The organism is Amycolatopsis ultiminotia, from assembly GCF_039536925.1.
Classification (GTDB): Bacteria; Actinomycetota; Actinomycetes; order Mycobacteriales; family Pseudonocardiaceae; genus Amycolatopsis; species Amycolatopsis ultiminotia.
In genome coordinates, this window is the sequence record NZ_BAAAZN010000031.1 from 1 (window position 1) to 22,038 (window position 22,038).

Here is a 22,038-nt window from a genome sequence, read left to right on the forward strand (position 1 = left end):
CGGTGGCGTGAAGATCGACACCATCGGCTCGGTGCGTGAGGCCGGCGCGACCGTCGCCGTCGCCGGCGGCGCCATCTACAACGCCACCGACCCCGCCGCCGCAGCCAAAGAACTCAAAAAGCGCGCCGCCTGAAAAACCATTCTCAGCCGGAATTCGCGGAAAAACGAAACTTACCAGGAGTGCGCGACCATGGCAGCAAACGAATCAACTGGCGAGGTTGTTCGCTTGACCACCAAGCGACTCCCGCAGGACTGGACCGAGCTGGACCAGCGCGCGGTGGACACCGCCCGCGTACTGGCCGCGGACGCGGTCGAGCACTGCGGGAGCGGACACCCCGGCACGGCCATGAGTCTCGCGCCCGTCGCCTACGCGCTGTTCCAGCGGGTCATGCGGCATGACCCGGACGACGCGCAGTGGATCGGCCGCGACCGGTTCGTGCTCTCGGCAGGACATTCGAGCCTGACCCTCTACATCCAGCTGTTCCTCTCCGGCTACGGCCTCGAGCTCGACGACCTGAAGGCCTTGCGCCGGCCGGGTTCGCTGACCCCCGGTCACCCCGAGTACGGGCACACCAAGGGCGTCGAGACCACCACCGGCCCGCTGGGCCAGGGCCTGGCCAACGCGGTCGGGATGGCCATGGCCGCCCGCCGTGAGCGTGGCCTGTTCGACCCGGACGCCGAGCCGGGCCGCAGCGTGTTCGACCACCAGGTCTATGTGATCGCCTCGGACGGCGACATCGAGGAGGGCGTCACCTCCGAGGCTTCTTCGCTGGCCGGAACCCAGCAGCTCGGCAACCTCACGGTGATCTACGACAGCAACGAGATCTCCATCGAGGACGACACCCGGATCGCATTGTCCGAGGACACCGCCAAGCGCTACGAGTCCTACGGCTGGCACGTCCTCACGGTCAACGGCGGCGAGGACGTGGCCTCGTTCCTCGACGCGATCGAGCAGGCCAAGGCGGAGACCGGCCGGCCGACCCTGATCGTGCTGCGCACCGTGATCGGTTACCCGGCACCGACCAAGATGAACACCGGCAAGGCGCACGGTGCCGCGCTGGGCGCCGAAGAACTCGCCGGGGTCAAGCGTGCCGTCGGCTTCGACCCGGAGCAGAGCTTCCAGGTCGAGGACGAGGTCCTGCGTCATACTCGCGAGGTGGCCGTGCGCGGGCGGGCCGACCACGAGAAGTGGCAGCTCGAGTTCGATGCGTGGGCGAAGAGCAATCCGGAGCGCAAGGCGCTGCTGGAGCGCATCAGCGCCCGCGAGCTGCCTGCCGGCTGGGCGGACGATCTGCCGACCTGGGAGACGGGCGGCAAGGCAGTGGCAACCCGCAAGGCCTCGGCCGCGGTGCTGGCCAAGCTCGGTGAGGTGCTGCCCGAGCTCTGGGGCGGATCGGCCGACCTGGCCGAGAGCAACAACACCACGATCAAGGGTGCGGACTCCTTCGGCCCGGTGGAGATCTCCACCGACGCCTGGAGCGCCAATCCCTACGGGCGCACGCTGCACTTCGGGATCCGCGAGCACGCGATGGGCTCGATCCTCAACGGCATCGCACTGCACGGCGGAACCCGCCCGTACGGCGGCACTTTCCTCATCTTCAGCGACTACATGCGCCCGGCGGTGCGCCTGGCCGCGCTGATGCAGCTGCCGACCGTCTACGTGTGGACACACGATTCGATCGGTCTCGGCGAGGACGGCCCGACCCACCAGCCGGTCGAGCAGCTGGCCTCGCTGCGGGCCATCCCCGGCATGTCGGTGGTACGTCCTGCCGACGCGAACGAGACCGCGCATGCGTGGAAGGCGGTACTGGAGGACACCAACGGCCCGGCCGGGCTGGCGCTCAGCCGCCAGGATCTGCCGATCCTGGGGGGCACCTCCGCCGAGGGGGTGGCCCGCGGCGGTTACGTACTCGCCGAGGCGTCCTCCGGCAGTCCCGAGGTGCTGCTGGTCGGCACCGGTTCCGAGGTCCAGCTGGCCGTGGCGGCCAAGGAGATCCTCGAGTCCGACGGGGTTGCCACCCGGGTGGTGTCGATTCCGTGCGTGGAGTGGTTCGACCGGCAGGATCGGTCCTATCGGGAGCAGGTGCTGCCCCCATCGGTGCGCGCCCGGGTGTTCGTCGAAGCGGGTGTCGCGCAGTCGTGGCACCGGTTCGCCGGCGACGCGGGCGAGATCGTTTCGCTGGAGCGGTTCGGTGCTTCGGCCGATTTCAAGACGCTGTACCAGCAGTTCGGCATCACCACCGAGGCAGTGGTGGAAGCGGCCCGACGGAGCGTGGGCAACGCGCGGCCGAGTTGATGCCGACCCGGGTCCTCGTCCCCGCCGACGAGGACTGAGCGGAACCCGCTGAACGGCCGTTCGGGCAGGCGGCCCCGGTGAGCAGCCGGGGCCGCCGCTCTTCGCGGCTTTCCCGGCGCCGTGGTCGTGGCAAGACCGGGGCGCGCCCTCTGCTCGAGACCAGTATTCGTTATTTCTAGTACGGGATAATGTTTCCCAATGTCGTAAACCTTGCTGTTCGCCACGCGGATGGACAATCATATTGTGCTAAGTAGCGTATCGGCGCACTGAGCCGCGCGATGGCTGTCGTGACCACAACGGGCAAAGGTTCCTCCTCCGAGGAGCCGGCTTCGTGGCAGTGCCGGTGACCGGCAAAAGTCATCCGCTCCGCAATTGGAGGAAGATCTCGTTGACGCAGTCGACTGTAAAGAATCTTGACGCCAGCATTTTCTCGGATGCCACGCGCGCGGTGGTCGGAGAAGTGGACCGGGTGCGCGCGGGGGTGCAATCTCCAGCCTGGACCCGGGCAGGCGCTCTGTTGCTCAAGGCGCCGACGGTGTTCACCATCGGCACCGGGCGGAGCGGGCTCGCCCTGCAGATGGCCGCGATGCGGTTCATGCACCTCGGGCTCCCCACGCACGTGGTCGGCGAGGTGACCGCTCCGGCGATCGGCGAGCGGGACGTGCTGGTGGCGGCGTCGGGCTCGGGTTCGACGGCCCGGGTGGTGCGGGCCGCGGAGACCGCTCGCAAGCAGGGTGCGGACGTGATCGCGCTGACCACGGCGCCGGACTCGGCACTGGCCAAGACCGCAACCGAAGTGCTCGTGATCCCTGCCGCGGACAAGCAGGACTTCGACGGGACCGCCTCGGTGCAGTACGCGGGCAGCCTGTTCGAGCAGTCCGTGCTGTTGATCACCGATGCGCTGTTCCACGCGCTGTGGAAGACCAGCGGGACGCAGGCCACCGAACTGTGGCGGCTGCACGCCAATCTCGAGTGACCGCTGTGCCCTTTCCGAGGTCTGCTGACCGCGATCTCCTCCCCTGATGCTAAAGCCGAGAACAGGAGTCCGAAATGCAGTATCAGAGTGAGGTCGCGCAGCGAGCTTTCGTCGACATCCACACTTTGGAGCCGATTGCGCTCGCCGCCACCGCCAGTGCTGCGGTGGCCAGCTACGCATGGGTCGGCAGGTACGACCAGAAAGCCGCCGATGCGGCAGCGACCACGGCCATGCGCGAGGCATTGGCCAACGCGCCGGGGCATGGCTCCGTGGTCATCGGGGAGGGCGAAAAGGACGACGCCCCGATGCTGTTCAACGGTGAAATCGTGGGCAACGGGCACGGTCCCGACTTCGACATCGCCGTCGATCCGCTGGAGGGTACCTCGTTCTGTGCCAAGGATCTTCCCGGTGCGCTGGCGACGATCGCATTCGGCGAATCGGGAACCCTGTGGTCGCCCGGACCCGGGTTCTACATGGACAAGATCGTGGTGCCACCGCAGGCGAAGGACGTCATCGATCTCGACGATCCGCCGGAGGAGACCTTGGCCAAGGTCGCCAAGGCTCTCGGCAAGCAGGTCAGCGAACTCCGCGTGGTCATCATGGACAAACCGCGGCACAAGGATCTGATCGCCCGGGTGCTGCGGGCGGGCGCGGCGGTGCAGACCCCGGCAGGCGGCGATGTCGGGGGGAGTCTGGCGGTGCTGTTGCCCACGCAGGATATCGACCTGTTGCTCGGCGTCGGTGGCACGCCCGAGGGGGTCATGACCGCCGCGGCGGTCGGTGCCCTCGGCGGCGGGATGCTGGGCCGCCTGGCACCGCAACGTGCCGAGGAGGCGGACGCCATCCGTGCCGCGGGCATGTCGCTGGACCGCATTTACAATTGTGCCGAACTCGTGACCGGCGATGCCTTCTTCGTGGCCACCGGGGTCAGCGGCGGTTCGCTGCTCGGCCGGCCACGAAAATCCGAGGGAACTACGATCACCGAATCGCTCGTGATTTCCAGTGGTCAGGTTCGCCACATCACCCGCACCACTTTCGAGTAAGTTCCCGGATAGTGTGCGCCTGCGACATTTTTCCCGGTACGCATCCTCGAGCAGGCACAAGATGACCATTGCGATCAAGGAGTTTCGGTGACGTTGCATCTGGACGACCTCCGCACTCGTCGCCTCGGCGCGTGCCGTTACGATTCGCCGTTCTCCGAAGTGCTCTCCACCAAGCAGACCTCTCCGCACTACGTTGCGGAGGGCGACCGCGTCCTGCTCGAGGACACCGTTTCGATGCTTGCCGGGCACGGTCTCCCGTCCGGTCAGGTTCCGAGCTTCGAGGCCGCCGGACCCCGGCGCAGGATCTATTTCGACCCGGCGAACGTGACCGCCGGTATCGTCACCTGCGGTGGATTGTGCCCTGGTCTCAACAATGTCATCCGCGGTCTCGTCCAGGAGCTCGCGGTGCATTACAAGGTCAAGGGGATACTGGGCTTCCGGAACGGCCTGCAGGGCCTTACCGCCGAACACCGCAATGACACCATCGAACTGACGCCGGAACGCGTCCGGGACATCCACAACGCCGGCGGCACGATACTGGGCAGCTCACGCGGCGGCCAGGACGCCGACGAAATGGTCGACAGCCTCGTTTTGCGGGGCATCAACGTCATGTTCGTGATCGGCGGCGACGGAGGGATGCGCGCCGCGACGTTCCTCAGCGAGGCGATCCGGGCACGCGGTCTCGACATCGCCGTCATCGGGGTGCCGAAGACGATCGACAACGACCTGCCCTTCACCGATCAGTCGTTCGGGTTCCAGAGCGCGTTCGCGCGGGCCACCGACTTCATCTCCGCGGTCTCGGTCGAGGCCGCGGCCAGCCCGAACGGCGTCGGCATCGTGAAGCTGATGGGCCGGCATTCCGGGTTCATCGCCGCCTACGCGGCATTGGCGGCCAATTCCTCGGACATCGTCTTGATCCCCGAGGTCCCCTTCAAGCTCGGCGGAGCCGACGGCCTGCTGGCCCACGTCGAGCAGCGGGTGCGGGCCAAAGGCTTCGTGGTCATCGTCCTCGCCGAGGGTGCGGGCCAGGATCTCCTCGAAGAAAGCGGCCTGCCCCAGCAGAACGGCCGCGGTACCGACGCGTCCGGCAACGTCAAACTCGGCAACATCGGTGAACTGCTCAAAGAGCGCATCGCAGCTCACCTGAGTGCGGTCGGACTGGCCCCCACGATGCGCTACATCGACCCGAGTTACGCGGTCCGCAGCATCGCCGCCAACGCTTACGACAGCGTCTACTGCCTGCGCCTGGCGCACGCGGCGGTGCACGCCGCCATGGCAGGCTGCACGGAAGCCGCCGTCGCCCGCTGGCGCCGACGCTTCGTGCACGTCCCGCTACCCCTGATGACCAGCCGCCGCAACCAGGTCGACCCAGACGGCGACCTGTGGATGTCGGTACTGGAAACCACCTGCCAACCAGCAGAATTCGGCCCGTCCGCCCCCGACCGGGTACGGGTCCGCTCAGGATTCTGCTGACCCATCGGGGAGGGCCACGGGTGCCGGCCCGGTGCTGAACGCCCTGTCCTCCGATCGGAGGGCAGGGCGTTCAGTGTTTCCCGGATGGCGGCCGATGACCACGAACGTCCACACGCGTGCGGTGAACAGTGGTCGGCCGGTCTGTGCGATGAATCCGGTCTGGATCTGCTCGCCGGGCTCCGGAAGTAGCGCCCCGCTTGGCGATGAGCGCGATCCGGCGTTCCTGGTAGCCCTGATTTCCCTCCGATCCGAGACGGTAGGGCCGGGCGTCCGCCGGCGGCGTCAGGCCGCGAGGAATTCCAGCCGGTTGCCCACCGGGTCGAAGGTGTGGAATCGGCGACGGCCGGGGATTTCGGCCGGATCCGCCCAGACCACGGGCTGACCGGCGGCGGCGACCGCGGCCGCGGTGGCGTCCACGTCGACCACGAACGCCGGATGCGCCTTTGCCGCCGGGCGGAAGTCCGCTTCGATGCCGACATGCAGTTCGCCATCCGGGCCGCCGTTGCCGGGAACCTTGAACCAGCAGCCACCGCGCGCGGCCAGCAGCGGCGGCTTGGGTAGCTCCGGCCAGCCGAGCACGCCCGTGTAGAAGGCGCGTTGTGCGTCCTCCGCACCTGCCGGACAGGCGACTTGCACGTGGTGGATCACTTCGGGCTCCCGGGTGTTGCGAGGTCCGCGAGGTGCTGACCGCATCCAGGGTAGCCGAGCACGGCGATTCCACCGAGCCTCAGTGCGACCCGAGTGTCCGTTATGGACAGTCAAGCGCGGTCGGCGGAGTTCTCCGCGCGTGCTTGCCAGGTTTGTGCTTCGGCGGCTGCCCCGCGGGCGCGCAGCATCCGGGCCAGACTCAGCATTCCTGGTACATCACCGGATTCCGCGGCGATCCGGAAGTAGCGTTCGGCTCGGGCGAGGTCGTCGCGGGTTTCGGCAAGGTGGCCGAGGTTCGTCAGCGCGGGCACGCTGCCGTGTTCGGCTGCCTTGCGGTACCACGCCGCGGCCTCGCCGTCGTCGTGTCGGCCACGGGCCAGTACGCCGAGGTTGGTCATCGCCGTCGGGTCGCCGGCCTCGGCGGCTTTGAGGTACCAGGTCTCCGCCGTGTCGAGCTGGCCACGGCGGTGCAGCAGGAGCCCGAGCCGGACCTTCGCCTCGAGGTGACCGGCGGTCGCACCTCGCTGGTACCACGATTCAGCTTCGCGGATCCGGCCGGCGCGTTCGGCCTGTCGGCCGAGCAGACAGGCCGCGGACGGCTCGCCTGCGGCCAGTGCGTCGTGCCAGCACCGGACCGCCTCAGCGTGTTCACCGCGTTCGGCCAGCAGCACGCCGAGGTCGAGCATCGCGGTCGGGTCACCGGTGTGTGCGCCGCGACGGCACCAGTCCTCGGCTTCGGCGTAGCGGCCGGTTTCGACAAGCAGGTGGCCGAGCGGGCCGGCTGCCTCCCGGACGCCACCCTCGACGGCTTCGCGGAACCAGCGTTCGGCTTCGGTGGTCCGCCCCTGTCGTTCGCAGGTCCGGGCCAGCCCCAGCATCGCGGACGGATCGCCGGAGAGCGCCGACTCGTGGTACCAGCGTTCGGCTTCGTCGTTGTCGCCGCGTTCGGCCAGCAGCCTGGCCAGCGCGGTCATCGCTGCCCGGTCGCCGCCCGCGGCCGCTCGCCGGTACCAGGACTCGGCTTCGGCGACCTCGCCACGCTCCCGCAATGCCGCGGCGACCCTCGTCATGGCCACGACGTTGCCGCCGTCGGCCGCCTTACGCCGGAGGTAGTCGTCGACGCGTGCGTTCCACTTCCGCAGCTGCCCGGACATCGGACATACTCCCTTCGGCCCGGTTCCCTCGCGTAATCGTTCGCGGCCGTGCGGACGTGACAGCTGTTACCGAACCCCTTCCTGTCACGGCTTTTCGTTGCCGGGCAACATGAGTGGCCGAGACCACTCGGACGTGCCGAGTGTCGGCGCGGCGGCGCCGGGGCGGACGGGCATACTGCCGTCTTGTGGCTCGGACCTTCCGCACCCAGCGGCTCGCGCCGCTCGTGGTGGTGCTCATCGTTGTCGTGGCCGGAATCTGGTGGTACGCCGAGCGCACGGTGGACGCCGAACCGGGGCCGGCCGGGGACGCCGGGAATCAGCTGGCGGAGCTGAAGATCGCCCCGCGCACGTCGATGACCGGCTACTCGCGCACGAAGTTCCCGCACTGGGTCAGCCAGGGGCACAACTGCAACACGCGTGAACTGGTGCTCAAGCGCGACGGCAAGGACGTCAAGGCGGGCAACGACTGTAACCCCAAGTCGGGCACCTGGTTCAGCGTCTACGACGCGGAGACCTGGACCAAGCCGGGTGACGTGGACATCGACCATATGGTCCCGCTCGGCCAGGCGTGGACGAGCGGCGCGCGGGACTGGCCGCAGGACAAGCGCGAGCAGTTCGCCAACGACCTGACCCGTCCGCAGCTGTTCGCGGTGACCGACAACCTGAACCAGCAGAAGAGCGACAAGGCACCGGACGAGTGGAAGCCGCCGCTGGTTTCGTTCTGGTGCACCTACGCAACCGACTGGATCACCGTGAAGCACTACTACGGGCTGACCATCACCACCGGGGAGAAGTCCGCTTTGGCGGACATGTTGCGGCGGTGCCCCGGCTAGGCTCGGCCGCATGGCGACGTTCGCGCTGATCCACGGTGGTGGCGGCAGTGGGTGGGACTGGCATCTGGTCGCCGGCCGGCTCCGGCAGCTCGGGCACGAGGCGGTGGCGCCCGATCTGCCCATCGAGAACCCGAAAGCGACCTTGCCCGACTTCGCGGACACCGTCGTCTCCGCGATCGGGCCCGCGCGGGACGTCGTGGTCGTCGGACATTCCTACGGCGGGTTCACCGCGCCACTGGTCGCCGCACGGGTGAAGGCCCGGCTGCTGGTCTTCGCGGCGGGCATGGTGCCCGCGCCGGGGGAGCGGCCGCGCGAGTGGTGGGACCACGTCGGCTTCTCTTCGCCGGACGGGCTTTCCACGGTCGAGCAATTCCTGCACGACGTCCCGCCCGAGCTGGTCAAGGAGAACGTCCGCCGCGGCCGGGACCAGGTGAGTGCCGAGTACGACCAGCCGTGGCCTGCCGACGCGCTGCCGGACCTGCCCACCCGCGTCCTGCTCTTCCGAGACGACCGGTTCTTCCCAGCCGACCTGCAACGCCGCGTCGCCCGGGAACGGCTCGGCAGCACGGCCGACGAACTCGACGGTTCGCACCTCGCTCTGCTGAGCCGTCCGGACGAACTCGCGGAGCGGCTGGTCAGTTACCTCTGAGGCTCACCACTTGTCGTGCACGAGCGGCCGGATCAGCTCGTCGTACGTGGCGCGTACGCCGGCGAGAGCCTCGTCTGACAGCGAAGGCAACCCACCGGCGACGGTGTTCGCGCGCGCCTGGTCAGTGTTGCGCGCGCCAGGGATCACGACGCTGACGCCGGACTGGTCGAGAATCCAGCGAAGCGCGAACTGTGCGAGCGTCTGGCCCTCGGGGACGAGGCCGCGCAACCGTTCCACCGCTTCCAGCCCGGCCTCGAACGGTACACCGGCGAACGTCTCGCCGACGTCGAAAGCTTCGCCGTGGCGGTTGAAGCTGCGATGGTCGTCGCTGCTGAAGGTGGTGTCCTTTGTGTACCGTCCGGACAGCAGCCCCGACGCGAGCGGGACGCGCACGATGATCCCGGCGCCGACCTCGGCCGCGGTCGGCAGCACCTGCTCGAGCGGCTTGAGCCGCAGGCAGTTGAGGATGATCTGCACCGAAGCGATGTTCGGCCTGCGAAGTGCGGTGAGGGCTTCTTCGCAGGTCTCTACGCTCACGCCGTACGCCTTGATCCGGCCTTTGTCGACGAGGTCGTCCAGTGCGTCGTACACGGCGTCGGATGCGTACACCGGCGTCGGCGGACAGTGCAGCTGGACCAGGTCCAGGGTGTCCATGCCGAGGTTGCGCCGGGAACGGTCGTTCCACTCGGCGAAGTTCGCCGCCACGTAGTTCTCCGGCACCTGCTCGGCCCGGCGGCCCATCTTGGTGGCGACGAGGACGTCGTCACCGCGCTCCTTGCGGAAACGGCCGACCAGCGTTTCGCTGCGCCCGTCGCCGTAGACGTCGGCAGTGTCGAAGAACGTGACGCCCTCGTCGGCTGCCGTGTGCAGCACGTCCATCGCGTCGGCTTCGTCCACCGAGCCCCAGTCGGCTCCGAGCTGCCAGCAGCCGAGCCCGACGGCGGACACTGCGCGACCCAGCCGGGTGATCTCCCGTTTCTCCATGGCACAGATCCTAGAACCGGCGACAGCAGCCGGCCCGGAGCACTTCAGAGGGCGAACGCGGCCCAGACGCACTTGCCGCCGTCCGCAGGGTCGTAGCCCCAACGCAAGGACAGCGCGCGCACCAGCTGGAGTCCACGGCTGCGTGCCGCGGCAGGCAGCGGTTCCCGCAGCCGAGGGATCTTCGATCCGGTGTCGAACACCGACACCACCAGCTCTTCGGTGGTCAGCCGCAGCTCCAGCCGGTCCGGCCGTTCGCCGTGCTCGACCGCGTTGGTCACCAGTTCGGAAGTCGCCAGCAGCACGTCGTCGCGCAGCCGCTCGTCGAGCTCGAGTGCGGCCAGCGCGGTCCGGACCTGGTGGCGCGCGACCGCCGGTGCGGTCACATCATCAGGGAGGCTCAGGCATACCGTGGCAGGTGCCGTGGTGCCTGTTGCCGGCATCCTCGACGACGTCGTCATGGCCCTCCACACCTCCCTGCCTTTCCGTGTCTCGCATCTGCTGTTTACCCAACCGGGCCGAAGCCGAATCAGGTCCCCTCGGTGATGTCTGTCTCGGACAGTCCGGTACGCAGCTTCGCCAAGGTCGCGGCCAGTAGCCGGGACACCTGCATCTGCGAAACACCGACGCGGCGCGCGATGTCCGATTGGCTCATCCCGGACCCGAAACGCAGCGCCACGATCTTCCGCTCGCGCTCCGGCAGGCCTTCCAGCATCGGCCGCAGTGCTTCGCGCAGTTCCGCCTGCCCGAGGTTCGCGTCGGGTGCGCCGAAGCGGGTGTGCGCGGAGTTCTCCAGCAGGTTGTCCAACGAGGCGCCGTAGCGGCCCTGTCCGGCCCGCAGACCCTCGTACACGTCTTCGATCGGCACGTTGAGGTGCTGTGCGATCTCGCTCGGCCGTGGCGCGCGCGAAAGCCGCACAGTGAGCTCTTCGCGGGTGGCCGAGATCGACGCGTTCAGCTCCTTGAGCCGCCTCGGCACCCGGACCGACCAGCTGTTGTCCCGGAAGTGGTGGCGCAGCTCGCCCGAGATCGTCGGCACCGCGAAGGCGAGGAAGTCGGTGCCCTGCGTGGGGTCGTAGCGGTCCACGGCGTGGATCAGGCCGACGGTGGCGATCTGTACCAGGTCGTCCATCGCTTCGTCCCGGTTGCGGAACTTGCGGGCGAGGTTGCGGGCGAGTTCGAGGTGCTCACGCACCAGCTGGTCCCGGATCTCTTCGCGGCGCGGCGCGGCGGCAGGCAGCGTGCTCAGCTCGTGGAAGAGCGCCGCCACGTCGGTGGGTTCGCCGCCGGCGGGATCGGTCACGAGCGGGCCGCCTCGCTCTCCCGGACCAGCTGCACGCGTGAGAGATACCGGCCATCGGCCGGGGTCACGGTGCGCCGGGCCGAGGTGGCCAGTGCGGTCAGCAGCTGCCAGGACAGCCCGGTGTCGTCGCCGTGGTCGGCCTCGTCCGACAGCACCGACACAGTGACCTCGACGCGGCCGTCGATCCAGGAGAAGACACAGGTCAGCTTGCCGTCCGCGGCGGCGGGCAGCAGCATCGAGCAGGCCTCGTCCACCGCCATCCGCAGATCCTCGACCGCGTCGAGGTCGAAATCCTGCCGCATCGCGATGTCGGCCACGATCGTGCGCAGGGTGGGGACCACGTGTGGGATGGCGGCCGTCCGCACCTCGATGAGCTGGGCGTCCTCGCGCTCGAGCGGGGCGTTCTCCTCCACGTGCTGTCCTCTCTCCGGCGGGCTACGCCGTGTCCTGTGCTGCCCGGTCTGCACATGCCCGGGGTGTGAGCAAACCAAACCCGCGTTTGACCCGTGCGACCGGCGGGCATGTAGCCGTCGGAGTGCCGATCCCGGGGAAAGTGGGGACGAGATGGCTGACGTGAGCCGGCTGCCCAACGTGGTCGCCGAGGAGTGGGAGTGGCAGCTTCAGGGATCCTGCCGAGGCGCCGACAGCAGCCTCTTCTTCCACACCGACAACGAGCGGGGTTCGGCGCGGGAGCGCCGTGAATCGCGGGCGAAGGCGATCTGCCAGACCTGCCCGGTGCTGGCGCAGTGCCGTAAGCACGCGATGACGGTACAAGAGCCGTACGGGATCTGGGGTGGTCTCGGCGAGATCGAGCGGCGCGAGCTCTTCCTCCGGGAACGACGGGCCAAGCGCAAGCCGCTGTCGGCCTGAGCACCCCGCTGTCCTCCCCCGCGTGCGGTACGGCACGCGGGGTTCGACGTGTGTGTACCGTTCTGATCCGTCGTCGAACGGGATACCGTGCCGTCGCGGGCGGCGGTCACCCACTGGGTTAGGGTTGGGTTTCCAGATGCCTTTGGACCGTGACACGGTTGCCGCTTGACTACAGGCGCGTACCGGCGCAGGAGCAGCGCCTGACGAGGAGAAACTGCATGCCCGCAGCCGACCAGAACGCCACCCCGCCCGGATTCGGCATCAGGCTGGACACCGCGGCCGCCGAGTCGAGGGTGGTGGTCACCGGTGAGCTCGACCTGCTCACCAGCCCGCAGCTGCAGGAAGCCCTCGGCGGGTTGATCACGGGCAAGAGCTCCCGTCGCGTGGTTGCCGACCTCACCGGCGTGACCTTCTTCGACTCCTCGGCGCTGAACGTCGTACTGCACGCCCAGCGCCAAGCCGGGGAGCAGGACGTCGAACTCGCGGTCGTGCCGAGCCCGGCGGTCAGCCGGGTGATCGAGCTCACCGGCGTCGCCGAGCACCTGAGCGTGTCGGAGGACCCCGGCCACTGATCCCCCGATACGGTCTCGCGGACCTGAAATCCGCTCTCGACCTGGGGGACGACCACGATGATGGGGCGCACGCACGCCCTGACCGGCTGGTGCGCGGGCCTCGCGCTCGCGCCCGCGGTCGGTGTCACCACGGTGCACCAGGCGGTGGTTTTCGCGGCCACCACGGCAGGCTTCGCACTGTTGCCCGACCTCGACCACCCCGGCGCCAGCGCGTCCCGGCTGTTCGGCTGGTTGACCGGGGCGCTGTCCTGGCTGCTGCGCCGGGTCTCGTCCGCGGTCTACGCGCTGACGAAGGGTCCCCGCGACGAGAAGGTGACCGGTACGCACCGGCATCTGTCGCACACCGTGCTGTTCGCCGCCGGACTCGGTGCGGCGACGACCGCAGCCTGCTCCGCGGGCGGGCCGTGGGTGGTGCTCGGCGTGCTGATCCTCGGTCTGCTGCTGGCCGAGGCCGCACTGGGTGACTGGCTGCTGCCGGTCTACGGCGGCGCGGTGGCCTGGTGGTACTTCACCGCACCGCCGGACAGCGCAGCCCAGCTGGCGGAGATCTCCGGCTGGCTGGGCGTGGCCGTGGCGGCAGGCTGCTTCGTGCACTGCCTCGGCGATGCACTGACCGAGTCGGGCTGCCCGTTCCTGTTCCCGCTGCCCATCGCAGGGGAGACCTGGTACGAGATCCGCCCGCCGAAGCCACTGCGCCTGCGTACCGGAAAGAAGGTGGAGACGCGGCTGGTCTTCCCGGTGTTCGTGCTCGTGGGAGTGCTGCTGGTGCCGGGGGTGTGGGGCTGGGCGGTCACCACCGTCGAGCACCTGTTCACCCCGCCGGCCGCGCAGACCGCGACCCCGTGACGGGACAGGCGAGTCGCCTGTACCTGGTGTACATTGAGTACAGGCGGGAAGGAGGGCCATGTCGGTCGACACGCACTACGAGACGGTGACTGAGGGGCGGCAGCACTTCAAGGAGCTGCTGGACGCCGCCGAAGCCGGCATCCCGAACACGGTGCGGCGGGACCATCTGCGCGCTGTCGTGGTCGATGCCGAGCGGCTGCGTTACTTCCTGGCCGCGATGCGGCCGGCGAGGGCACAGGTGGTCGCGGAGGCCGACGGGTGGAGTGTTCTGTTGCCCGGCCTGCCCATCGCGGCCGACGGCGAGACCTTCGACGAAGCACTGGACGAGATGGTGCCGGCGCTGCGGGAGTACGCCGCGGACTGGGTCGACCATCTCCGGCACGCACCCAACCACCGGGACAACTGGGGTCTGGTGCAGATCATCGACCTGTCCACCGACCCGCAGCTGAAGGAGTGGCTGCGCGGGTGAGCGGGCGGTTTCCGGAGCCGACGCGCAAGGACCACCAGGCGTTCTGCCGGACCGAGGAGTGGGTCGAGGTCCGCAACGCGCGCGGCAAAACCGGTCATCACGCCACCTACGAGCTGACGCTGCCGGACGGGTGGATCCTGCGCACGCGGATCTCGCATCCGCCGAATCGCCAGGTCTACGGCAAGAACCTGTGGGCGCACGTGCTGCGCGACCAGCTCGACGTGACCGAAGACGAGTTCTGGGCCTGCGTGCGCGACCGGACCCGGCCCGCTCGGGGCGTGACAGTGGAGAACGAGGACGCGATACCCGTCGCCATCGTCAGCCAGCTGCTGGCGAACGGTGTCGACGAAGCCGAGATCCGCGGTATGTCCAAAGCCGCCGCCATCGAGCGGATGACCCGGATCTGGTCCGGCTGACTGTGGTGGTCAGCGCCGCGGGCCGGGCGCGGAGTAGTCGCGGGAGTGCACGATCCGGCCGTCGCGGATGGTCATCACCAGCGTGTACGTCGACACGGACGGCTCGCCGCCGATCTCGCCGTGCAGTTCGAACTCGGTCACCAGCACCTCGGGGTCGCTCGTCTCGCGCACCAGGACGTGGTCGGCTTTGGTGATGCGGCGCCGTCCGGCAACCGAGTGGAAGCGTTTCCGCAGCACCTCCCGCCCCTGAGTCACCGCCGGGATGCCGTCCGGGGCGAACGGCAGTTCCACCACCGCGTCCTCGGCGTACAGATCGGCGAGGTCGTCCCAGCGGTTCGCGACGGAGGCGTCGAGAAACCGCTGGAACACCGTCTTCGCGCCCACCATCGTGTGCACGGCGGCGGTGTTGGGGTAGTCGCGGTAGGCCGTGATCTCGCCGTCGCGCACGCTCAGCAGACCGACTGACGACGGGAAACGGTACTGGTCACCGGTGTGTGGACTGCGTCCTTCCACGACGAGCTCGACAGCGAACCCGTCGGCCGTTTCCTGGGTGCTGACCTGCACGTTCTCCACCCCGAGCGCGCGGGCACGTTCGCCGCCGCCGGCCAGCGCCGCCAGGATCTCGCCGCGCCCCTCCACTCGCTGACCGGCGAACGGCAGTTCGTAGACGGCGTCGGCGGCGAGCACGTCGGACATCGGTGTCGCGTCGAGGTTTCGCATCGCATCGGCGACGACCTTCGAGATTTCGGACACGGTACGCGGCATGGGAAGCCTCTCCGGGTGAGAATGGGAGCGAATCGGAACGGTGCACCCGTTTCCGACCATACGGAACGCGCGTTCCGCTTGTCAACGAGGAGGACGCCGGTGAGCAAGCCAGTGCTGCGTGCGGACGCCCGCCGCAACCGGGCTCGGGTGCTCGCGGCCGCCGAGGAGGCGTTCGCGGCCGACGGTCTTGCCGTGCCACTCGACGACATCGCGCGGCTCGCCGGCGTCGGCGCGGGCACCGTCTACCGGCATTTCCCCAGCAAGGAAGCGCTGTTCCAGGCGGTCGTCGTGGAGCGGCTGGAGCAGTACGCGGACGAGGCGCAGGAGCTGATCGACTCCGCGGCGCCGGCGTCGGCCTTCTACGACTACTTGCCCCGGGTGATCGAGCAGGCCGCCCGCAACCGGGCGATGTGCGAAGCGCTGGGTGCGGCAGGCGGCTCCACGTACAAGGCGGAAACCGGCGAACGGTTCCGGGTGAACCTCGGCGCCTTGCTGGAGCGTGCGCAGTCCGCCGGCATCGTGCGCAGCGACATCGACACCGACGACCTGCGTGCGCTCATCGTCGGCGCGTTGGCGGTCGAGCGGTACGCACCCGGCAACCAGCGCGTGGTGCAGGTGCTGCTGGACGGTTTGCGGGTCGGCTAGCCCGGGAGGTCACGCATCCTGCGCAGTGGTGAGGCAAACAGGATTGCCGACGACGCGAGGATGCCGAAACCGCAGACGTAGAGCGTCATCCGGGTGTTCGTGACTTCGGCGATCACGCCGCCGAGGAGGCTGCCGAGCGGGGCGGCGCCGAAGAGCGCGGTCTGCGCGACGGAGGTGACGCGGCCGAGCAGTGGCTGCGGCGTGACGGCTTGGCGGAAGCTCACCGTGTACACGTTGAGCAGGATGATCCCGAAGCTCGACCCGATTCCGCAGGCCACGAACCAGATCAGCCCCCATCCGGCGGTGGTGAAGGCGCAGAGCAGGAACGATCCGCCGTACATTCCGGCGGCGAGGCAGAGTGCGCGAGCCGCACCGAACCGTGCTCCGATCCGGCGGGCTACCGCGCCCGCGACCAGCGCGCCGACTAGTGAAACGGTGCTGAGCAGGCCGATCACGGACGGCGGGAGATGCAGGTCGCGGCTGAGGAACACCACCGAAACCGCCATGTACATCGACTGGAACAGGCTGGACACCGCCCCGTGCAGAGTGATCGCACGCAGGATCGGTTGGCGCAGCACGGTTCGCAGTCCTTCGGTGATCTCCCGGCGCAGGTTCGGATCGGTCGGTTCGGGCACGGCGTCCGGTATGCGGATGCGGCGAAGCCACAGCGCCGACCAGAGGTAGGTCAGTGCGTCCACGGCCATCGCACCCGCGTTGCCGGCGAACTGCACCAGCAGTCCGCCCGCGCCCGGTCCCGCGACGGCGGCGACCGACATGTTCGTCTGCAGGCGTGCGTTGGCTTCGGGGAGCGTGGCCCGGTCGACGAGGTGTGGCAGGTACGTCTGGTGCGCGACGTTGAAGAACACGGTGAGCGTGCCGGTGATCAGCACCACGGTGAACAGCTGGCCGAGCGTGAGCACGCCGAACAGTGCGGCCACCGGAATCGAGCCGATCAGCAGTGCCCGTCCCAGATCGGCGGTGATCAGCACCGGCCGGTGCCGCATCCGGTCGCACCATGCGCCCGCCTGCAGTCCGAGCAGCAGATACGGCAGCGTACTGAGCGTCCGCAGCAACGAAACCTGCACCACGGACGCGGCGAGTGTGGTGGTCGCGAGCAGCGGGATGGCGAGGAAGTCGACGCGGTCGCCGACCTGACTCAGCGCGTCGGCGAGCCAGAGCCGGCGGAAGTCCGGTGTCCGGAGCAGCCCCTTCATGCGAGCACTATGACATAAGTTGAGTCTGTATTACTCAACTTGCACTGTCCGTAACGAAGCTTATGATCAACACGAAGTGATCCTCGTAGCCCGCGGGCGGCACAGCGAGGAGGTGCCGGATGTCGAACACGGCTCCCACCTGGGGATATGTCGTTGTGACCGGACTCGCCGGGTTTGCCGGCGGCCTGCTCGTCGCGGCACTCCTCGTAGCGGGCAACGGGCCGCGGTCCGCCCCGGTTTCGACGCCGCCGACCAGTACGTCGCCGCCCGCGCAGCCGGCCACGGTCACCGTGACCGATGCTGCTCCGCCGCCGACCACCGTCACCAGCCGGCCTCCGACCGAACACCGGACGACCACGTCGACGGTGTCGGTCACGCCGACCTCGTCCGCGGGTGCGCCGACGTCGTTGAGCCCGAGCTTCCGGCAAGACGAGCGCTGACCTGCCCGGCGTACGCACTCGGTGTGTCCGGTAGTGCTTGCTGATCGGCCACTGTGGACAGTAATCGGTCCACAGTGGCCGGTCGTGCGGCGGACTGCCCGGCGCCGTTCGGTGCTCGTGCTGGCGTTCCCGGTGGCCGGGAAGCTACCCTTTGTTTCACGAAGTTGTGAAAGTATGAAAATGTCTGGATGGAGTGATCTTCAATCGGGGGTTGCGGGAGGATGGATCGATGACGAGCGAACGCGACGAGGAGACCGTCCGCCGCTATGTCGAGAGCCTGGCACTGGTGCTGGCCCAGATCGGCATGCAACGGATGGCCGCGCGGGTGTTCGCGGCGCTGATGACCACCGACGAAGGCCAGCTGACCGCAGGTGAGCTGGCGACGCAGCTGTCCGTGAGTCCCGCGGCGATCTCCGGTGCCGTGCGGTACCTGGAGCAGGTCGGCATGGTGACGAAGATCCGCGAGCCCGGCGAGCGCAGGGACCACTATCGGCTCTACGACGACCTCTGGTTCGCGACCTTCCTCAAACGCGACCGCTTGCTGACCGTGTGGCACGACGCGACCGAGGAGGGCATCGACGCGCTGGGCCCCGATTCACCGGCCGGCAAACGCCTCACCGACATGCGGGACTTCCTCGCGTTCATGCTCAAGGAAGTCAACGAACTCTTCGCCCGGTGGCACGAATATCGGGAGAAGCAGTCCTAGCGAGGCTCCAGTTTGGCCGTGCCGTCCCAGGCTGTGCCGTGGCCGGGCACGTGGCGGGGGTGGCCGGGCCGGGCACGTGGCGGGCTTCTTGTTTGTACGCGGAGCATGCCGTGGTGTCGTGCCGTGCGGGTCACGTGGCTGGCCGTGGTGTCGTGGCGGGCATGGCCGTGCCGCGGTGTCGTGCCGTTCCGGCGTCCCAGGCTGTACACCGTTCGGGCCGCGGCGACGAGCCCATGGTTGCGCCGAGGCTGGCCCACCTTCGCCGCCGCAGCAACTTCTGCGTCCCCGCGTCCACCGAGGACCGGCCGCCACCCCGCGCCAGTGTCTGCGGTTGGTGACACCTCCGGCCGCCCCCGACCTCGGAGCCCAAGGCCAGCACCACCGCCGAGGACGACTTGTGTTTACGGCTGTTGACACCGGCCTCGCTTAGCCCCGATCCCCGGCCGCAGATACACCCGGCCACCAGAGACGAAGCCGATGCAGTGTCTGCAGCGTGAACACAGTGGCGGTGGACGGGTTTCTTGCGGGTGAGGTCCGGCCTCCGTGAGCGCTGGGGCTCGTGAGCGTGAACGCCGTGTTCCCGAATCCTGCCCCGGTCCCTGTGGACGCGGCTGATCTTGCGGCCCAGGCGGGCGTCGCTGAGTGCTCGCGGAGCTTGTGCGAGCAGGCAGGACGTCGGCAAGTGCGGACACGCTGCCAATAGGTGCGAGCGGCCCCCTGGGTGCGTGGGTGATGGACCGGTGGGTGATTGGTTGCCTGCGAGCGTCGGCCCGGCTTCTGGGCATGGTGTCAGCGAGTGCGGACACGGTTCCGGTGGGCGAGTCTGGATTTTGCGGGTGTGGCCCTGGATACCGCGAGCGCCGGCGGCGCTCTGACCGTGCGCAGTGTCTGCAAATGCTGACACCACGCCCATGGGCGTGGGTGGTCCTGCGGCCAAGAACGGCCCGGTGGGTAAGGACGGGCAACTTGGAACATTGACAGCGCCACCTGTGATCGTGTGCCTGCGAGCGCCGACACACGCCCCGCCGGAACCGGCCATCGCCTGCCTCCCAACGCATTCTCCTGCCCGCACGATGCACGGCTTGCCTGCCGCTTCCGCTGTCGCTGTCGCTGCCGGTATCCGTGCCTCGTGCCTCGTGCCTCGTGCCTCGTGCCTCGTGCCTCGTGCCTCGTGCCTCGTGCCTCGTGCCCGGTAGCCGGTGCGCGGTGCCTGGTAGCCGGTTCACCGGTCCCCGCCTTCTGACTGCATTCCTTTGCTTTGTAGCTAGTCCGCTGACGTGGGGCCTGGTCCCCGCACAGCCCGGCCCGCCCGACCCGGCTCGGCCTGCTTGTCCTGGCCCGCCCGGCCTGGCTCGGCCTGCCTGGCCTGGCCTGCTTGGCCTGGCCCGCCCGACCCGGCTTGGCCTGGCTCGCCCGGCCTGGCCTGGCCTGGCCCGGCCTGGCCTGCTTGGCCTGCTTGGCTGGCCAGTTCTGTTTGCTTGCCCGGCGCAGCTTGGTTTCTGCTGTTTGAAAGGGCGCTGCTTGGTTGCTTGCCACCTCCTCTCGCCGCCTCCGCCTGCCCGTGCGGGTTTCCTGTCTGCAGCCACCAGATGTCCGTAGCCGCTTTCCCTTGTTCCACTTGCCTGCTGCCAGCGTTCCTGTCTGCAACTGCAGACAGGAACGTCGTACTCTCCCCGGTTCGTTCGCCACCGCCGGTTCTTCCGAACCCACATTCTCCGTCTCCCGTGGCTTCTCCCGAGTCGTATCTCGCCTCCACTTCGCCCCATCCTGGGCCCGTCATTCGCCATTCCTTCGCCGGATATCCGCTCCTCCCAGCCCAGCCCAGCCCAGCCCAGCCCAGCCCAGCCCAGCCCAGCCCAGCCCAGCCCAGCCTCGGGCCCCAGGCCCCAGCCCCAGCCCGGCCTCAGCCCCAGCCCGGCCTCAGCCCCGGCCCGGCCTCAGCCCCGGCCCGGCCTCAGCCCCGGCCCGGCCTCAGCCCCGGCCCGGCCTCAGCCCCGGCCCTGACCCAGAACCGGCCCAGCCTCAGGCCCGACCCGACCCAGAACTGGCCCAGCCCAGGCCGCCCTGTTCCTGGCCCGGTTCCGGCTCGCGGCCCTTGGTCCCGGCCCAGTCCTGGCCGGCAAGGCCCTGCCCACCGCTCCTTTGGTGCCCGGCCCGGATCGGCCGCCGCCTCGTTCCGATCTCCCGCCTGCTGCTCCTCTTCGGTCCCGGATCGGTTGTTCTTCTTCGGTCTGACTCCCGAATCAGCTGTCCTGCCTCGGTCCGACCCCGGATCAGCTGTTCTTCTCCCTCTTGGCCCCTTTCGACCTCCGGCTCCGTTGGGCTGTCCTGGATCGACCGCGCGCTCCGCGTACAAGAGCCTCGTCCTGTTCCGGTCTCCGGGCGGCCGCCCAGCCCGGCCGATCCCTTTTCCCGTCCCGGGCAGCCCTGTCCGCACCGCCGTTCGGCAGCTCGTTCCTGCTACCGATTCGGTTCCATCCGCGTCCCGCGGCTGCCGTCCGTTTGTCCACAAGTGGCAACGCCGGTGGGTAACTTCCTCGGCCAGCCGATCTTGTCGGTGCCCGTCGCTAATGTCGGACGCATGGCATTTCTCCGGCTGTTCGTCTTCCTTCTGCTGGCGCCGGTGCTCGCCGTGCAGGCGGTTCGGGTGCGTCGGGCGACTCCGCGGTTGCCCGGCGCTGCGGGGCCCACCGAGGGCACCATCGGCGCGGGTGTTCCGATGCGCGTTGCCGTCCTCGGTGAGTCGACCGTCGACGGCGTCGGCGCGCCGACGCATACCGAGGCGCTCACCGGGCGGCTCGCGGCGGCGTTGGCGAAGGCCGTGCCGGGCAGGGAAGTGCGCTGGCAGGCGGTCGGCCGCACGGGCGCGTCGGCGCAGGATGTGTTGCGCGAGCTCGTTCCGCGATTGCAGGCGGCCGACGTGCTGGTCGTCGCTCTTGGTGTCAATGACGCGATGGAGTTGCATTCGGCCGCACGCTTCCGGCGGGACCTGCTCGCGATCGTCGTCGGTGTTCGGCGGCGGCTCGGGGACGTTCCGGTGGTACTGGCGGGGGTGCCGCCGTTGGGGAGTTTCCCAGCGCTGCCAAGACCGTTACGGGACGTACTGGGTGCTCGGGCAGCCGCGCTCGACCAGGCGGCACGTGAACTCACGTGGCTGTCTGGAGTCTCGTACGTCCCGTTCGCTCCCGGGTTGCTGCACGACGGTCTGTTCGCCGAGGACCGCTTCCACCCGGGCCCGGCCGGGTATCGCACCTGGGCTGCGGCGCTTGCGGAGGGTTTACCTGCCGTCACGGTCAGTCGGCATCCGGGGGAGCCGCCGCCACCTATCTGACCAGTGCGTTCGAAAATTCCCGGAAAAGTTCTGCGCTCCGTGTATCTGGGTGCACTCTGGTTGCGTCATATAGGGCGAACCGAGGGATCAAGGAGGTCCAGATGCCGATCGAGCAGGAAGAGACCGAGTCGGTCAAGACGGCGCCGGTCAGCGCTCCCGACAAGCCTGAGTCGCCGCGCCCGCGGAGTGAAGGTGTGCACCCGAATGGCAACTACGAGCCGTTCGACGAGCCCGCTGCCGCCAAATAGCCAGACGGGCGATGCCCGGTAGCCGAGGGGGTTGCCGGGCACCGTCGGCCGGGCGGGTTCGGGGAGGAAGCCGTCCGGCGGGCCTGAAGGGGAGCAGGCCCACGTGGGGGAGGGGAGCATCGGTCGGCGCGGGCGCAAGCTCGTGCCGACCGATGCGTAC

Annotated in this window: 24 protein-coding genes; 15 read left to right on the top strand and 9 right to left on the bottom strand. The window is 68.9% G+C overall.

Going from position 1 to position 22,038, the window contains the following annotated elements:
• Window positions 1-190 precede the first annotated feature (190 nt).
• The 4 genes from tkt (at window position 191) to ABD793_RS40365 (ending at window position 5,788) form a co-directional block, all read left to right on the top strand.
• A complete protein-coding gene (gene tkt / locus ABD793_RS40350) occupies window positions 191-2,296 on the top strand; it encodes a transketolase (RefSeq protein ID WP_344868956.1) in 2,106 nt (701 codons plus the stop codon).
• A 448-nt stretch (window positions 2,297-2,744) separates the two neighbouring features.
• Window positions 2,745-3,272: a 6-phospho-3-hexuloisomerase gene (gene hxlB / locus ABD793_RS40355; RefSeq protein WP_344868957.1), complete on the top strand. Its 528-nt coding sequence runs from the start codon at window positions 2,745-2,747 to the stop codon at window positions 3,270-3,272.
• 74 nt (window positions 3,273-3,346) lie between these two features.
• Window positions 3,347-4,315 (top strand): class II fructose-bisphosphatase, encoded by a 969-nt coding sequence (gene glpX, locus ABD793_RS40360; protein WP_344868958.1) that lies wholly within the window; start codon window positions 3,347-3,349, stop codon window positions 4,313-4,315.
• An 87-nt stretch (window positions 4,316-4,402) separates the two neighbouring features.
• A complete protein-coding gene (locus ABD793_RS40365) occupies window positions 4,403-5,788 on the top strand; it encodes an ATP-dependent 6-phosphofructokinase (RefSeq protein ID WP_344868959.1) in 1,386 nt (461 codons plus the stop codon).
• 282 nt (window positions 5,789-6,070) lie between these two features.
• On the opposite strand, the gene ABD793_RS40370 is transcribed toward ABD793_RS40365, so the two are convergent.
• Together ABD793_RS40370 and ABD793_RS40375 are read right to left on the bottom strand one after the other, a co-directional pair.
• Complete coding sequence (locus tag ABD793_RS40370) at window positions 6,071-6,436, bottom strand: VOC family protein (RefSeq protein WP_344868961.1); 366 nt, start codon at window positions 6,434-6,436, stop codon at window positions 6,071-6,073.
• Between the two features lie 110 nt (window positions 6,437-6,546).
• Window positions 6,547-7,590, bottom strand: coding sequence for an SEL1-like repeat protein (locus tag ABD793_RS40375; RefSeq protein ID WP_344868962.1), 1,044 nt, complete (start codon window positions 7,588-7,590; stop codon window positions 6,547-6,549).
• Window positions 7,591-7,775: 185 nt separating this feature from the next.
• On the opposite strand from ABD793_RS40375, the gene ABD793_RS40380 reads away from it, so the two are divergent.
• A complete protein-coding gene (locus tag ABD793_RS40380; RefSeq protein WP_344868964.1) occupies window positions 7,776-8,423 on the top strand; it encodes an HNH endonuclease family protein in 648 nt (215 codons plus the stop codon).
• 10 nt (window positions 8,424-8,433) lie between these two features.
• Window positions 8,434-9,072, top strand: coding sequence for an alpha/beta fold hydrolase (locus ABD793_RS40385; RefSeq protein WP_344868966.1), 639 nt, complete (start codon window positions 8,434-8,436; stop codon window positions 9,070-9,072).
• 3 nt (window positions 9,073-9,075) lie between these two features.
• Here ABD793_RS40385 and ABD793_RS40390 read toward each other — a convergent pair whose 3' ends face one another.
• The 4 genes from ABD793_RS40390 to ABD793_RS40405 form a co-directional block, all read right to left on the bottom strand.
• The gene (locus ABD793_RS40390) at window positions 9,076-10,056 is read right to left on the bottom strand and encodes an aldo/keto reductase (RefSeq protein WP_344868968.1); all 981 of its coding nucleotides are present in this window, start codon (window positions 10,054-10,056) and stop codon (window positions 9,076-9,078) included.
• A 44-nt stretch (window positions 10,057-10,100) separates the two neighbouring features.
• Window positions 10,101-10,439, bottom strand: coding sequence for an ATP-binding protein (locus ABD793_RS40395; RefSeq protein WP_344868969.1), 339 nt, complete (start codon window positions 10,437-10,439; stop codon window positions 10,101-10,103).
• Window positions 10,440-10,582: 143 nt separating this feature from the next.
• A complete protein-coding gene (locus ABD793_RS40400; RefSeq protein WP_344868971.1) occupies window positions 10,583-11,356 on the bottom strand; it encodes a SigB/SigF/SigG family RNA polymerase sigma factor in 774 nt (257 codons plus the stop codon).
• A complete protein-coding gene (locus ABD793_RS40405; protein ID WP_344868973.1) occupies window positions 11,353-11,769 on the bottom strand; it encodes an anti-sigma factor in 417 nt (138 codons plus the stop codon). Before ABD793_RS40405 ends, ABD793_RS40400 begins: the two co-directional genes overlap by 4 nt.
• A 151-nt stretch (window positions 11,770-11,920) precedes the next feature.
• Here ABD793_RS40405 and ABD793_RS40410 point away from each other — a divergent pair, with 151 nt between their 5' ends.
• From ABD793_RS40410 to ABD793_RS40430, 5 genes are all read left to right on the top strand, one after another.
• Window positions 11,921-12,226: a WhiB family transcriptional regulator gene (locus ABD793_RS40410; protein ID WP_344868975.1), complete on the top strand. Its 306-nt coding sequence runs from the start codon at window positions 11,921-11,923 to the stop codon at window positions 12,224-12,226.
• A gap of 218 nt (window positions 12,227-12,444) precedes the next feature.
• Window positions 12,445-12,798 carry an STAS domain-containing protein gene (locus ABD793_RS40415; RefSeq protein WP_344868977.1) on the top strand — a complete coding sequence of 118 codons (354 nt, stop codon included), beginning with the start codon at window positions 12,445-12,447 and terminating at the stop codon, window positions 12,796-12,798.
• A 60-nt stretch (window positions 12,799-12,858) separates the two neighbouring features.
• Window positions 12,859-13,644 carry a metal-dependent hydrolase gene (locus ABD793_RS40420; protein WP_344869078.1) on the top strand — a complete coding sequence of 262 codons (786 nt, stop codon included), beginning with the start codon at window positions 12,859-12,861 and terminating at the stop codon, window positions 13,642-13,644.
• 58 nt (window positions 13,645-13,702) lie between these two features.
• Window positions 13,703-14,113 (top strand): type II toxin-antitoxin system HicB family antitoxin, encoded by a 411-nt coding sequence (locus ABD793_RS40425; protein WP_344868979.1) that lies wholly within the window; start codon window positions 13,703-13,705, stop codon window positions 14,111-14,113.
• Window positions 14,110-14,529, top strand: coding sequence for a cytotoxic translational repressor of toxin-antitoxin stability system (locus ABD793_RS40430; protein WP_344868981.1), 420 nt, complete (start codon window positions 14,110-14,112; stop codon window positions 14,527-14,529). The genes ABD793_RS40425 and ABD793_RS40430 overlap by 4 nt, the downstream gene beginning before the upstream one ends.
• Before the next feature lie 9 nt (window positions 14,530-14,538).
• Here the strand turns inward: ABD793_RS40430 and ABD793_RS40435 are convergent, their stop codons facing one another.
• A complete protein-coding gene (locus ABD793_RS40435) occupies window positions 14,539-15,294 on the bottom strand; it encodes a nuclear transport factor 2 family protein (RefSeq protein ID WP_344868982.1) in 756 nt (251 codons plus the stop codon).
• Window positions 15,295-15,393: 99 nt separating this feature from the next.
• Between ABD793_RS40435 and ABD793_RS40440 the strand changes: the two genes are divergently transcribed.
• On the top strand, window positions 15,394-15,939 hold the full coding sequence (locus ABD793_RS40440) for a TetR/AcrR family transcriptional regulator (protein WP_344868983.1): 546 nt from the start codon (window positions 15,394-15,396) through the stop codon (window positions 15,937-15,939).
• Here the strand turns inward: ABD793_RS40440 and ABD793_RS40445 are convergent.
• Complete coding sequence (locus tag ABD793_RS40445) at window positions 15,936-17,153, bottom strand: MFS transporter (protein WP_344868985.1); 1,218 nt, start codon at window positions 17,151-17,153, stop codon at window positions 15,936-15,938. The two genes, ABD793_RS40440 and ABD793_RS40445, sit on opposite strands and share 4 nt — an antisense overlap.
• Before the next feature lie 34 nt (window positions 17,154-17,187).
• Window positions 17,188-17,529 carry a hypothetical protein gene (locus ABD793_RS40450; RefSeq protein WP_344868988.1) on the bottom strand — a complete coding sequence of 114 codons (342 nt, stop codon included), beginning with the start codon at window positions 17,527-17,529 and terminating at the stop codon, window positions 17,188-17,190.
• A 293-nt stretch (window positions 17,530-17,822) separates the two neighbouring features.
• Here ABD793_RS40450 and ABD793_RS40455 point away from each other — a divergent pair, with 293 nt between their 5' ends.
• The 3 genes from ABD793_RS40455 to ABD793_RS40465 all read left to right on the top strand — a co-directional run bounded on the left by ABD793_RS40455 (window position 17,823) and on the right by ABD793_RS40465 (window position 21,878).
• Window positions 17,823-18,299 (top strand): GbsR/MarR family transcriptional regulator, encoded by a 477-nt coding sequence (locus ABD793_RS40455; RefSeq protein WP_344868989.1) that lies wholly within the window; start codon window positions 17,823-17,825, stop codon window positions 18,297-18,299.
• Between the two features lie 2,581 nt (window positions 18,300-20,880).
• Window positions 20,881-21,630, top strand: a complete 750-nt coding sequence (locus ABD793_RS40460) for an SGNH/GDSL hydrolase family protein (RefSeq protein ID WP_344869079.1) — start codon at window positions 20,881-20,883, stop codon at window positions 21,628-21,630.
• A 101-nt stretch (window positions 21,631-21,731) separates the two neighbouring features.
• The gene (locus ABD793_RS40465) at window positions 21,732-21,878 is read left to right on the top strand and encodes a hypothetical protein (RefSeq protein ID WP_344868991.1); all 147 of its coding nucleotides are present in this window, start codon (window positions 21,732-21,734) and stop codon (window positions 21,876-21,878) included.
• The last annotated feature ends 160 nt before the right edge of the window (window positions 21,879-22,038 follow it).

Bases quoted from the DNA above. Each gene is read 5' to 3' on its own strand.
- tkt (WP_344868956.1), top strand. From the start codon at position 191: ATGGCAGCAAACGAATCAACTGGCGAGGTTGTTCGCTTGACCACCAAG.
- glpX (WP_344868958.1), top strand. From the start codon at position 3,347: ATGCAGTATCAGAGTGAGGTCGCGCAGCGAGCTTTCGTCGACATCCAC.
- ABD793_RS40375 (WP_344868962.1), bottom strand. From the start codon at position 7,590: ATGTCCGGGCAGCTGCGGAAGTGGAACGCACGCGTCGACGACTACCTC.
- ABD793_RS40385 (WP_344868966.1), top strand. From the start codon at position 8,434: ATGGCGACGTTCGCGCTGATCCACGGTGGTGGCGGCAGTGGGTGGGAC.
- ABD793_RS40390 (WP_344868968.1), bottom strand. From the start codon at position 10,056: ATGGAGAAACGGGAGATCACCCGGCTGGGTCGCGCAGTGTCCGCCGTC.
- ABD793_RS40410 (WP_344868975.1), top strand. From the start codon at position 11,921: ATGGCTGACGTGAGCCGGCTGCCCAACGTGGTCGCCGAGGAGTGGGAG.
- ABD793_RS40415 (WP_344868977.1), top strand. From the start codon at position 12,445: ATGCCCGCAGCCGACCAGAACGCCACCCCGCCCGGATTCGGCATCAGG.
- ABD793_RS40420 (WP_344869078.1), top strand. From the start codon at position 12,859: ATGGGGCGCACGCACGCCCTGACCGGCTGGTGCGCGGGCCTCGCGCTC.
- ABD793_RS40425 (WP_344868979.1), top strand. From the start codon at position 13,703: ATGTCGGTCGACACGCACTACGAGACGGTGACTGAGGGGCGGCAGCAC.
- ABD793_RS40435 (WP_344868982.1), bottom strand. From the start codon at position 15,294: ATGCCGCGTACCGTGTCCGAAATCTCGAAGGTCGTCGCCGATGCGATG.
- ABD793_RS40445 (WP_344868985.1), bottom strand. From the start codon at position 17,153: ATGAAGGGGCTGCTCCGGACACCGGACTTCCGCCGGCTCTGGCTCGCC.
- ABD793_RS40455 (WP_344868989.1), top strand. From the start codon at position 17,823: ATGACGAGCGAACGCGACGAGGAGACCGTCCGCCGCTATGTCGAGAGC.
- ABD793_RS40460 (WP_344869079.1), top strand. From the start codon at position 20,881: ATGGCATTTCTCCGGCTGTTCGTCTTCCTTCTGCTGGCGCCGGTGCTC.
- ABD793_RS40465 (WP_344868991.1), top strand. From the start codon at position 21,732: ATGCCGATCGAGCAGGAAGAGACCGAGTCGGTCAAGACGGCGCCGGTC.